Genomic DNA, 12,422 nt, shown 5'->3' with positions numbered 1-12,422 from the left:
TCAGCGCCGCTGAAATGCTGGTGATGTCAGGATGAGGCCAAGCGCCTCGCGTTCGGTTTCCGCAGCAGAGACGACGAACCTCAGCCTTGCATCCTGCCGCGCGCCCAAAGCCTGATCTGCCGCCTGCTGCGGATCTGGAAGTGTGCTCAGCAATCGCGCAGGCACGTCCAGTGACCAACGGATCCGCTCCGCCAGCGCCTGCGGTGTGATCCAGGCCGCATCCGCCTCTGCCCAGCCGTCTGGCCCGCCCGCGAACTCCCATCGCTGTCCCATCGCCTGCATCGGCCTCAGGAAAAAGCGGTTGATCTGGCCACGGCTGAGGCCACCTAGCGCCGCAGGCGGGATTGCAAGCGCCCGGCAGGCAGAGGCGAGATAGGAAAACGGTGGTTTGACATTCGCAAGCTGAGGTTGCCAGGCCTCTGGATGATCCAGCATCGCGGCATAGACCGCCATAAGATCACCACCGGTTTCCTGATAGCGGCCAGCCATATAGGCCACCAGATGGCGGTCTGGTGCGTCTGACACGAAGTGCACCGCCAGTTTGCGGGATATGTGCTGAGCGGTGGCAGGATGGCGGGCCAGATCACGCAGCGCATTCAGGATGGGTTCGAGTTGTGGACTGTCGCCTCCATAGCTCTGCCCCAGAACGGTTTCGGCACCCGGCTCGGCCCAGCCGGGGCGAAAGGTAAAGCCATCCTTCAGCGAATAGCCCAGTCCGGTGAACAGCTCTGCCAGCTCGCGGACGTCCTGCTGGGTGTAGGGCCCATCAACCCCAAGCGTGTGAAGTTCCAGCACCTCGCGGGCCAGATTTTCATTGAGCCCGATATCCTGACCCCGACGGTCTGACACGCGTTTGGCGCGGGGGCTGTTGGGCCCGGTCGAGCGATGCTGGTCCAGATAATGCAGCATCAACGGGCCGGTAACAGCCGCGATCAGCAGATCCTCGAACAGTCCCGACACATTGGGACGAATGGAGCTTTCGACATAGGGGCTCGCCGCATAGCGCAGCGCAGGCACCTTGCCCTGCGCGGTGAAATGGTCGGCCCAAAACAGCGTCAGCCGCTCACGAAAGGGCTGCGCACTTGTGGCGCACCGCAGCAACCGAGAGCGGAACCAGTCCGCTCTCAGGTCGCGCAGACGGGCACGCTGTTCTGTCAGCGCGACATTCCTGGCTTCAAAGGCCTCTGTACCAACCGCTTCTCTCTGTTCTTGGCGCAGGGAAATGTAGGCGCGCGCCTCTGCCATCGCGCCATCAAAATCCGGGATAGGCCACGCCTGCGCGGCAAGATCTGGCGCGGCCAGTTGTGACAGGACATCCTCTGGACCAGTTGCAAGCGCGTGATTTGGCGACAAGCCACAGCCAAAGCGGATTTCAGCCAATTCTCCGTCAAAGCGCATTGCCGTGCTCATCCTCTGATGTCCTGGCCCGATCCTAGTGCATATCGCACCACCTCCACAGGCCCTATCCGGGTTATACGCAGAACTCCGCCATCTCCGTCGCAAGGAGAGTGATGGCCAGGATGTCACCCATGAAAAAAGGCCCGGACAAATGTCCGGGCCCTGTGATCGCCATTGCTGGCTGCAGATTTCGCCGCCTTACTGGTCTTGCGGAATGACGCGCAGGCCAAGTTCCATCAGCTGGTCATTCATCGGCTCGCTTGGTGCCGACATCATCAGGTCTTCGGCACGCTGGTTCATCGGGAACATGATGACCTCGCGGATGTTGGCCTCATCTGCCAGCAGCATCACCATACGGTCGATACCGGCTGCGCAGCCACCGTGCGGCGGGGCGCCGTACTGGAAAGCGTTGACCATGCCGCCAAAGCGTTTTTCGACTTCTTCCTTGCCGTAGCCCGCAATTTCAAAGGCCTTGAACATGATCTCAGGCTTGTGGTTCCGGATCGCACCCGACACCAGCTCGTAACCGTTACAAGCCAGATCATACTGGTAGCCCTTGACCGCCAGCGGATCCGCCAGCAGCGCGTCCATACCACCCTGAGGCATGGAGAACGGGTTGTGCTCGAAGTCGATCTTGCCGGTTTCTTCGTCCTTCTCGTAGATCGGGAAATCCACGATCCAGGCAAAGGCAAAGCGGTCCTTGTCGATCAGGCCCAGCTCTTCGCCAATGACGTTGCGCGCGCGGCCTGCGACGGCCTCGAACGACTTCGGCTTGCCGCCGAGGAAGAAGGCCGCATCGCCGACCCCCAGACCCAGCTGCTGGCGGATTGCCTCGGTGCGCTCGGGGCCGATGTTCTTGGCCAGAGGACCGGCGGCTTCCATACCATCCGCACCTTCACGCCAGAAGATATAGCCCATGCCCGGCAGGCCTTCGCCTTGGGCAAATTTGTTCATACGGTCGCAGAACTTGCGGGAGCCGCCTGTGGGTGCCGGGATCGCACGGATCTCTGTGCCTTCCTGCTCCAGCAGCTTGGCAAAGATCGCAAAACCGGAGCCTGCGAAATGTTCCGAGACCACCTGCATCTTGATCGGGTTGCGCAGATCCGGTTTGTCAGAGCCGTACCACAGCGCTGCATCCTTGTAAGAGATCTGCGGCCACTCGTCTGCGGCGTCGACCTTGCGGCCCTTGCCGAATTCCTCGAACACGCCCGCGATCACCGGCGCAATCGTGTCAAAGACATCCTGCTGAGTGACAAAGGACATTTCCATGTCGAGCTGGTAGAAATCGGTCGGCGACCGGTCAGCGCGCGGATCTTCGTCCCGGAAACAGGGCGCGATCTGGAAGTACTTGTCAAAGCCCGAAACCATCATCAGCTGCTTGAACTGCTGCGGCGCCTGCGGCAGCGCATAGAACTTGCCCGGGTGCAGACGCGACGGCACCAGGAAGTCGCGCGCGCCTTCGGGAGACGAGGCGGTGATGATCGGGGTCTGGTATTCGTTGAACCCCTGATCCCACATCCGGTTGCGGATCGAACGGATCATGTTCGAACGCAGCAGCATGTTGTTCTGCATCTTCTCGCGGCGCAGATCGAGGTAGCGATAGCGCAGGCGGGTTTCTTCCGGGTATTCCTGCTCGCCAAAGACCATCAGCGGCAGCTCTTCGGATTGGCCGAGGAACTCGATGTCGCGGATGAAGACTTCGATTTCGCCGGTCGGGATTTTCGGGTTCACGAGGCTTTCGTCACGGGCCTTAACGGTGCCGTCGATGCGGATACACCATTCAGAGCGGACCTTTTCGATCTCGGCAAAGACCGGGCTGTCGGGATCCGCCATCACCTGGGTCACACCGTAGTGGTCGCGCAGGTCGATGAACAAGAGGCCGCCGTGGTCGCGCACGCGGTGGACCCAGCCCGACAGGCGGACGGTTTCACCGACGTGGGATTTGTTCAGTTCGGCGCAGGTATGGCTGCGATAAGCGTGCATGAGGTGACCTTTCATTCTACCGGCACATCAGGCCGGGCGGGCCGTCAAATCGGAGGATGCGCCCAAGATGGCGCGGAATTCATCCGCGGTGGTACACAAGGTTGCAGCGCGCTTGTCAAGCGAACTGGACGAAATCGCCCCCGTCAGACGTGCAAAAGCGCTGCTGGGCGTGCGTGGGCCACAGATCAGGCCAGTTGGACCGGGATCAGCCCCCGCAGGGAATTGCCCATATGAAGCGCGGCTGCCTGTTCCAGATCCGCAATTGTCAGCACCGCTTCCTGTGCCTGCCCGCTGTCCAACAGATGCTGGCGCAGCACGCCGGGAAGCAGCCCGCACCCAAGAGACGGGGTCAGCATCCTGCCATCGCGGGTGGTCACGAACACATTGGTGATTGTGCCCTCGCACAGCTCTGAGCGGGTGTTGAGAAACAGCAGCTCGTCGACACCCTCGCGCAATTCGGCGCGGGCCCGATCATAGACCGCGCGGCGGGTGGTTTTGTGCCGCAGCCAGACGTCATCCGGATCAAGCCGCACCTCTGCCAGGGCGATGCGCCAGAGAGGCGGCGCGCCGGTCAGTGGCGCGGTCGTCAAATCAAAACTGCCGGTGGCATCCATCGTCAGGCGGCACCTCAGCGGTGTTGCGCCCTGCACCTCGTCCAGCATCCGCTCTGCGCCTTGGCGGTTGAAGCGCAGGCCCAATGCGCCGGCGCTGCGAGCCATGCGGGTCAGATGCCCTTCCCTGTTGCGAAAGCCCTCGTCGGGACGCCAGCCCAGTGTCTCGATCAGGCGGAAAGCGGGATCGTTCTGGATGGTGTCACCTGGGCAAAGCGGGCTTTCCATAGGGCTTCCTCATATTCGGACTCTGCGGTGCTGTCCCAGACGACACCACCACCAACGTTGAGCGTGGCCCTGCCGTCTTGCTGCATCACGGTTCGGATTGCGACATTGAATTCCGACGCGCCATCTGGTCCGGCCCAGCCGATGGTGCCGCAATAGATGTCGCGTGCCCAGGGCTCCAGCTCTGCAAGGATCTGCATCGACCGGATTTTTGGGGCCCCGGTGATTGAGCCACAGGGAAACAGCGCAGCAAAGATATCCGCCAGCCCGGCATCTGGCCGCAACTTTGCCCGCACCAGAGAAACCATCTGATGCACGGTTGCATAGCTCTCGACACAAAAGAGCTCTGGCACATGCACCGACCCTGTTTGGGCGACCCGGGAAATGTCATTGCGCAAGAGATCCACGATCATGAGGTTCTCTGCCCTGTTCTTTTCATCCTGACGCAGAAAGTCACGACGACGGGCATCTTCCCGCGGGTCCGGGCTGCGGGGCTGGGTTCCCTTCATGGGCCGCGTTTCAATGGTCCCATCCGCGTCGGTGCGAAAGAACAGCTCTGGCGAGCGCGACAGAAGATCGGGCAGCCCGTCCTGCTGGACCAGCACGCCGTAGCCGACCGTCTGCCTGTGTTGCAGCGCGCCATAAAGCTCCTCAGCGCTGCCATAGGCCTGTGCATCAATCGGAAAGGTCAGGTTGGCCTGATAGATGTCACCCTTGCCGATATTGCGGTTCACCTCGGTGAAGGCTTCTGCGTAGCGTTCAAAAGTCCAGCGCGGTGTGATGCCTTCCAAACCTGCTTCGTTTTCCGCCTGCGGATGCGTGCAGCCCGCCGAGCCAGAAACGGACGGCGCTTCATAAACACCAAAGCAGATCAGAGGCAGGCGTCGCTCTTGCGGCATCAACGCCGCCAGCTTTGGTTCCAGCGCATAGCCCAGTTCATAAGACGCATAGCCCGCAAGCCAGTACCCTGCCCCACGCGCAGCATCCAGCGCGGCGAGGGCTGCAGGCACCTCACTTGCGTCGTCGGCGCGGATAATGCGCGACGGCTGGTCAAAACATGTCCCGGCCCCCAAAGGCCCCTTGTCAAAGCGAATCCGCACCGGTGGTTGCTCCGTTTTCGTCCTGCGCCGATATATAGCCGTACGCTATGCGAACAAAAGGGAGGGATGCGGCATTTCCAATTCCGTTTCCGATCCCTCTTGAACCTTTCGCCGCGGTCCCTATAACGCAGGACAATTTGGGCGCATGGTGGTGCCCATGACTCGCGCATATCAGAGGGATTCAGGCCATGCCGAAAAGAACCGACATCCAATCGATCATGATCATTGGTGCGGGGCCGATTATCATTGGCCAAGCCTGCGAATTCGACTACTCGGGCGCCCAAGCCTGTAAAGCGCTGCGCGAGGAAGGCTACCGGGTCATTCTGGTGAACTCCAACCCCGCCACCATCATGACCGACCCCGGTCTGGCCGATGCGACCTACATCGAACCGATCACCCCCGAAGTGGTTGCAAAGATCATCGAAAAAGAACGCCCCGATGCGCTTTTGCCGACCATGGGCGGACAGACCGGCCTGAACACGGCACTGGCTCTGGAAGAGATGGGCGTCCTCGAAAAATTCGACGTCGAAATGATCGGTGCCAAGCGCGAAGCCATTGAAATGGCTGAAGACCGCAAGCTGTTCCGCGAAGCGATGGACCGCCTTGGCCTGGAAAACCCGCGCGCCACAATCATCACCGCGCCGAACAAGGCAGATGGGTCTGCGGACCTTGATGCAGGTGTTCAGATGGCGCTGGACGAGCTGGAAGACATCGGCCTGCCTGCGATCATCCGGCCCGCGTTTACACTGGGCGGAACAGGCGGTGGTGTTGCCTACAACCGCGAAGACTACATCCACTACTGCCGCTCCGGCATGGATGCGTCTCCGGTCAATCAGATCCTCGTGGATGAGAGCCTTCTGGGCTGGAAAGAATATGAAATGGAAGTGGTGCGCGACACCGCTGACAACGCCATCATCGTCTGCTCCATCGAAAACGTGGACCCGATGGGCGTGCACACAGGCGATTCGATCACCGTCGCGCCTGCACTGACCCTGACCGACAAAGAATACCAAATGATGCGCTCTGCCTCGATCGCGGTTCTGCGAGAAATCGGCGTGGAAACTGGCGGCTCCAACGTGCAGTGGGCGGTGAACCCGGCTGATGGCCGTATGGTTGTCATCGAAATGAACCCCCGCGTGTCGCGCTCTTCCGCGCTCGCGTCCAAGGCAACCGGCTTCCCGATTGCCAAGATTGCCGCCAAACTGGCCGTTGGTTTCACTCTGGACGAGCTGGACAATGACATCACCGGTGTCACCCCGGCCTCCTTCGAGCCGACAATCGACTATGTCGTGACCAAGATCCCGCGCTTTGCATTCGAGAAATTTGCAGGATCCGAGCCCTATCTGACCACCGCGATGAAATCTGTGGGTGAGGCGATGGCCATTGGCCGGACCATCCACGAAAGCCTGCAGAAGGCCCTGGCCTCTATGGAAACCGGGCTGACCGGCTTTGACGAGGTTGCAATCCCCGGCGCCGACGAAACCGCTGACGGCAAGGCAGCGGTCATCAAAGCAATCAGCAAGCAGACCCCCGACCGGATGCGCACCATTGCGCAGGCCATGCGCCACGGTCTGAGCGACGATGAAATCCAGGCCGTGACCAAGTTTGACCCCTGGTTCCTGGCCCGCATCCGCGAAATCATCGATGCCGAAGCAAAAATCCGCGCTGACGGCCTGCCGCGGGACAGCGAAGGCCTGCGCGCGCTGAAGATGCTGGGGTTCACCGACGCCCGCCTTGCAAAGCTCACCGACCAAAGCGAAAGCGACGTGCGCAAGGCGCGCCGCGGTCTTGGGGTCAATGCCGTCTTCAAACGGATCGACACCTGCGCGGCAGAGTTCGAGGCCCAGACCCCTTACATGTACTCCACCTATGAGGCACCGGCCTTTGGTGACGTGGAATGTGAAGCGCGCCCCTCTGACAAGAAGAAAGTTGTCATTCTGGGCGGTGGCCCCAACCGGATCGGTCAGGGGATCGAGTTTGACTATTGCTGCTGTCATGCCTGCTTTGCACTGACTGATGCGGGCTACGAGACCATCATGATCAACTGCAACCCGGAAACGGTGTCGACCGACTATGACACCTCTGACCGGCTGTATTTCGAGCCGCTCACGTTTGAGCACGTGATGGAAATCCTGACCACGGAACAGGAAAACGGCACGCTGCACGGCGTCATCGTTCAGTTCGGCGGCCAGACCCCGCTGAAACTCGCGAACGCGCTGGAAGCGGAAGGCATCCCGATCCTCGGCACCTCTCCCGACGCCATCGACCTGGCCGAAGACCGCGAGCGGTTCCAGGCACTGGTCAACCAGCTGGGCCTGAAGCAGCCGAAAAACGGCATCGCCTCCACCGACGCGCAGGCGCTGGAAATTGCAGGCGAGATCGGTTTCCCGCTGGTGATCCGCCCGTCCTACGTGCTGGGTGGTCGCGCGATGGAAATCGTCCGCGATATGGACCAGCTGAAGCGCTACATCGCAGAGGCCGTGGTGGTTTCCGGCGACAGCCCGGTACTGCTCGACAGCTACCTGGCCGGTGCGGTCGAACTGGACGTGGATGCCATCTGTGACGGGACCGAGGTTCACGTTGCGGGCATCATGCAACACATCGAAGAGGCCGGTGTTCACTCTGGTGACAGCGCCTGCTCCCTGCCGCCCTACTCTCTCTCCAAGGAGATCATTGCAGAGATCAAGATCCAGACCGAGGCGCTGGCCAAGGCGCTGAACGTGGTGGGTCTGATGAACATTCAGTTCGCGATCAAGGCCAATGACGAAGGCAAGGACGAGATCTTCCTGATCGAGGTAAACCCACGCGCCTCGCGGACCGTCCCGTTTGTGGCAAAATCAACCGACAGCGCCATTGCCTCCATCGCCGCACGCGTGATGGCTGGCGAGCCGCTCTCTGCATTCCCCAAACGTGCGCCCTACGAACCGGATGCGGGCTATGACGTGAACACACCGATGGCAGATCCGATGACCCTTGCAGACCCGGATATGCCGTGGTTCTCCGTCAAGGAGGCTGTGTTGCCTTTCGCCCGCTTCCCCGGTGTCGACATTCTGCTTGGCCCGGAAATGCGCTCCACTGGCGAAGTCATGGGGTGGGACCGTTCCTTTGCCCGTGCCTTCCTCAAGGCGCAGATGGGGGCTGGCATGGTGCTGCCTTCCAAGGGACGTGCCTTTATCTCCATCAAGGACGCCGACAAGGGCGCCCTGATGTTGGAGGCCGCGCAGATCCTGATTGGTCAGGGCTTCACCCTTGTTGCGACGCGGGGCACCCAAAGCTGGCTCGACGGTCACGGTGTGGCCTGTGAAATCGTGAACAAGGTCTATGAGGGCCGTCCGCATGTTGTGGACATGCTCAAGGACGGCAATGTGCAGTTGCTGATCAACACCACTGAGGGCGCTCAGGCGGTTGAGGACAGCAAGGACATGCGCTCTGTCGCGCTCTACGACAAGATCCCCTATTTCACCACGGCCGCAGGTGCCAACGCCGCCGCCCGCGCGATCAAGGCACAGGCTGAGGGCGATGTCGAAGTGAAGAGCTTGCAGGGCTGATCCGCCACGCTGTGAAAAAACAAAAGGCCCCGGCACGAACTGTCCGGGGCCTTTTGCTATTTGGGGGACGCCTTTTAGGCCCTGCGCAATTGATCCACAACTGCGCCAAGGTCCGGCCCACGGCGCCCATGCGGGGGCTGCGTCAGCATCAGGACGCGACCAGTGTCCGCGACTGGCGTCGCAAACGGACGGATCAGACGGCCCTCCTCCAGCGCATCAGCCACCAGCGCCTCATGGCCCATCAGAACCCCTGCCCCTGCGACGGCTTCCTGCAGCGCCAGACTGTAGAGGGAGTATTGCGGCCCTTTCTCAGGGTCTTGGATGGAAACGGCCGCTTCCCTGCTCCAGATCACCCAATCCTGCGCCCATGTCTGATCCTGCAAGAGCACCTGGCCATTGATATCTGCAACCTGTGTCAGACGGGCTGCGATGCAGGGGGCGCACACCGGAAAGACCCGATCCTGCGCAAGGGGCAGCGCATACGTTGGGGCGTCATCCGCAGGGTAGTAAAACAACGCCAAATCAAACAGTTCACGGTTGAGGTTCGGCGGGGTTTCCATCGCTGTTACGGAAATCTTGAGCGCAGGAAACGCGGCGCGCAGCCGTTCCAGCCGCGCAGGAAGCCAAAGCTGCGCGACACAGGGCAGTGCCGCAATATGAAGCTCTTGCACCGGACGGATCGATCGCAATGCCTGCGTTGCAGCGCCCAGCGCGTCAAAAGCTGCGACAAACGTCGGCAGCAACGCCTGCCCCGCCTCTGTAAGGGTCACCCCCTGCGCATGACGCCGGAACAGCGCGCTTCCGGCCCAATCTTCCAGAGATTTCACCTGTTGAGAAACAGCCCCCGGTGTCACCCCCAATTCCTCTGCAGCGGCCACAAAGCTCTCCCGCCTTGCCGCAGTCTCAAAGGCACGCATCGCATTCAGTGGCGGCCCCTTGGGGCGCAGAGGAGCAACGGGCATGGGCATCTCACATAGGCTTAGTTTTTCTACCCCAAGAAATAGCAAATCTGATTTGCCACGTCACCGCAAAGAGACGCAGACTGCCCGCAACCAAGGAGGATGAGATGACCCAAGCCCCCCGCCACTGGCTGGCTGCAACCTCTGCAGACCGGATCGAGGCAATCAGTTCCGCGACAAAAGATGCGGATTCTGCCGCTCTCTTGCAGCGCATCCACGCCCTCTGTGAGGAAAATCGCGTCATTCACGAAGAGCAATGCTTCAACCTCAATCCGGCAACAAATGTGATGAACCCAAAGGCCGAAGCCCTGCTGGCGTCCGGTCTCGGCTCCCGGCCTTCGCTTGGCCATCCCGGTGACAAATACGAAATGGGGCTGGAGGCGATCGAGGAGATCGAAGTGATCGCAGCCGATCTCGCAGCAGAAGTGTTCGACGCAAAATATGCCGAGATCCGCGTCGGATCCGGGGCGCTGGCCAACCTCTATGGCTTCATGGCGACCTGCAAACCGGGGGATACCATCATCGCGCCGCCCGCCAGCATCGGCGGGCATGTGACACATCACGGACCAGGATGCGCCGGTCTGTTTGGGTTGCGCTGCCTGGAGGCCCCTGTCGCGGCCGATGGCTATACGGTCGACCTTGATGGTTTGCGCGATTTGGCCCGAAAAGAGCACCCTAAGCTGATCACCATCGGGGGCAGCCTCAACCTGTTCGAACATCCCGTCGCCGCGGTGCGCGCGATTGCCGATGAAGTGGGGGCAAAGGTGATGTTTGACGCGGCTCATCAATGCGGCATCATCGCTGGAAAGGCCTGGTCTGATCCACTGGCGGAAGGGGCTCATTTCATGACCATGAGCACCTACAAGAGCCTCGGTGGCCCCGCTGGCGGCTTGATCGTCACGAACGACGCCGGATTGGCAGAGATACTGGATAGCATCGCCTTTCCTGGCATGACCGCCAATTTCGACGTTGCCAAGTCAGCGGCTCTTGCCGTCACGCTTTTGGATTGGCGGGATTTCGGGAAAGCCTATGCCGCCGAGATGATTGACATGGCAAATGCTCTGGCCACCGCGCTGGACGAGCACGGCATAACGACCTTCAAGGGAAGCGCGGGCATTGCCACCCAGTCGCACCAGTTTGCGGTTCTCGCGGCCCCATATGGGGGTGGCCAGGCAGCCTCAAAACTACTGCGCAAGAACGGATTTCTGGCCTGCGGCATCGGCCTGCCAGTCGCGACTGTGGCGGGCGATCTGAACGGGTTGCGGATCGGCACACCTGAGTTGGTTCGTTGGGGAATGACGGCGGCTGATGCTCCGCGTCTGGCTGACCTGATCGCGCGCGCACTGCGTGGGGACACCGTTCAAGACGAGGTCGCGGCCTGGCGGTCTACCTTTGACAGATTGCATTTCATCCACGCTTAAGCCCTGCCCCGTCCTGAGAAAGCAGAAAGCCCCGAGGAAATTCCTCGGGGCTCTTGCTGATCTGGCCGACCGCCTCCCACGGACGTCTTGTGGGAAACGGAGCGGAGGCGTATCGGGCCGGTCTCAGCCCGCGCGGCGCATCAGCGCCCACAGCGATCCGTCTAGTGATGTCGCAAGCGACACTGGTCTTCGCCCCATCTGAGCCTTGGCCGAGATCACCGAAACCAGCCTTGGCGCTTGCCCCGGCACGATCTGCAAGACCGGAGAGCCAGAGGCCCCGTAGTCCACCTTGCAGGAGGTAATCAGCGTCTCACTACGAGACGACAGGATGGTACATCCCCGCTCTCGGGCCGGTCTGGTCGAGGTTTGCATCGAATAGGACAGAACATCCACGCTATCACCCGGCAAAGGGGCAGCGGCCAGCGCAAAGGGGCGCACCTCGCTTGCGCTGATCGGTTTGTTCAACCTCAGAACCGCGATGTCGCTTCCCGGTTCACTTCGGTCTGACCAGCGATGTCTGTAGCCCGGATGAATGACCGCCTTGACGACCTGCCGCTCGGCCTTGGCTCTGCGACCGTTCAATCCTGCCTCAAACTTAATGGTGCGCGGGTTTACCGCCTGACCCGTCTGAGGGTTGTAGAGACAATGTGCTGCAGTCAGCACGAGGTTGGGCGCAATCAGACTGCCGGTGCACATGTTGCGCCCCGAGATGTTCAAACGACCAACTGCCTCCCACCCGGGAACAGCACTGACACGGGCCGATTGCGCCTCTGCCGGCGCCCCGAACGAGGCGCCGCTGATTATGGCAGCCGCAACGGCTGCAAGTAAGCGTTTCATGGTCCACTCCATTTTTTCCCACACCCTGATCCTGCGAGCGGGCTGGGGCCGGAATGCGGCCTGGAGTTGTGCGGACCTGTCAGAAAGAGGGACAGATTATGACAGGATTAACAGAAGGTTAACGTGAAGCCACCCATCGTTTGGCAGCCTTGGCAGGCGCCATATTTTCTTTACCTGACCTGAGCGATTTGGTGAAAATTATCCAATAATGCCCTGACAATCGGCGCTATTTCCGAAAGGAATTGGGTAAGAAATTCCCCGGATTTCCGTGTTTTCGGGGCCAACCGGGAAAGGTTTCGGCCAGATTAAGGCAAGAGTTGGCCATATCCTCAAGCGATTG

The 12,422-nt window shown here is 60.8% G+C and carries 8 protein-coding genes; 2 read left to right on the top strand and 6 right to left on the bottom strand.

The window, feature by feature from the left end; genetic code table 11:
• The 4 genes from KUV39_RS07915 to KUV39_RS07900 all read right to left on the bottom strand — a co-directional run bounded on the left by KUV39_RS07915 (position 1) and on the right by KUV39_RS07900 (position 5,317).
• Entirely contained in the window at positions 1-1,398 is a 1,398-nt protein-coding gene (locus KUV39_RS07915) for a DUF1800 domain-containing protein (protein WP_222459698.1), read from the bottom strand.
• 198 nt (positions 1,399-1,596) lie between these two features.
• Positions 1,597-3,381 carry an aspartate--tRNA ligase gene (aspS, locus tag KUV39_RS07910; protein ID WP_008560782.1) on the bottom strand — a complete coding sequence of 595 codons (1,785 nt, stop codon included), beginning with the start codon at positions 3,379-3,381 and terminating at the stop codon, positions 1,597-1,599.
• 185 nt (positions 3,382-3,566) lie between these two features.
• A complete protein-coding gene (locus KUV39_RS07905; RefSeq protein WP_222459455.1) occupies positions 3,567-4,220 on the bottom strand; it encodes an aminotransferase class IV family protein in 654 nt (217 codons plus the stop codon).
• Entirely contained in the window at positions 4,163-5,317 is a 1,155-nt protein-coding gene (locus KUV39_RS07900) for an aminodeoxychorismate synthase component I (RefSeq protein WP_222459454.1), read from the bottom strand. The genes KUV39_RS07905 and KUV39_RS07900 overlap by 58 nt, the downstream gene beginning before the upstream one ends.
• Before the next feature lie 188 nt (positions 5,318-5,505).
• On the opposite strand from KUV39_RS07900, the gene carB reads away from it, so the two are divergent.
• Positions 5,506-8,865 carry a carbamoyl-phosphate synthase large subunit gene (gene carB / locus KUV39_RS07895; RefSeq protein ID WP_222459453.1) on the top strand — a complete coding sequence of 1,120 codons (3,360 nt, stop codon included), beginning with the start codon at positions 5,506-5,508 and terminating at the stop codon, positions 8,863-8,865.
• Positions 8,866-8,939: 74 nt separating this feature from the next.
• On the opposite strand, the gene KUV39_RS07890 is transcribed toward carB, so the two are convergent.
• A complete protein-coding gene (locus KUV39_RS07890) occupies positions 8,940-9,827 on the bottom strand; it encodes a LysR family transcriptional regulator (protein WP_222459452.1) in 888 nt (295 codons plus the stop codon).
• A 104-nt stretch (positions 9,828-9,931) separates the two neighbouring features.
• Here KUV39_RS07890 and KUV39_RS07885 point away from each other — a divergent pair, with 104 nt between their 5' ends.
• Positions 9,932-11,245, top strand: coding sequence for a serine hydroxymethyltransferase (locus tag KUV39_RS07885; protein WP_222459451.1), 1,314 nt, complete (start codon positions 9,932-9,934; stop codon positions 11,243-11,245).
• A gap of 123 nt (positions 11,246-11,368) precedes the next feature.
• Here the strand turns inward: KUV39_RS07885 and KUV39_RS07880 are convergent, their stop codons facing one another.
• Positions 11,369-12,082, bottom strand: coding sequence for a trypsin-like serine peptidase (locus KUV39_RS07880; protein WP_082095555.1), 714 nt, complete (start codon positions 12,080-12,082; stop codon positions 11,369-11,371).
• Positions 12,083-12,422: the final 340 nt, after the last annotated feature.

Origin of the sequence: Phaeobacter italicus (genome assembly GCF_019801785.1) — a bacterium.
GTDB lineage: Bacteria > Pseudomonadota > Alphaproteobacteria > Rhodobacterales > Rhodobacteraceae > Phaeobacter > Phaeobacter italicus.
The sequence above is the reverse complement of the archived record's forward strand: the minus strand, read 5'-3'. Positions and strand labels throughout refer to the sequence as shown.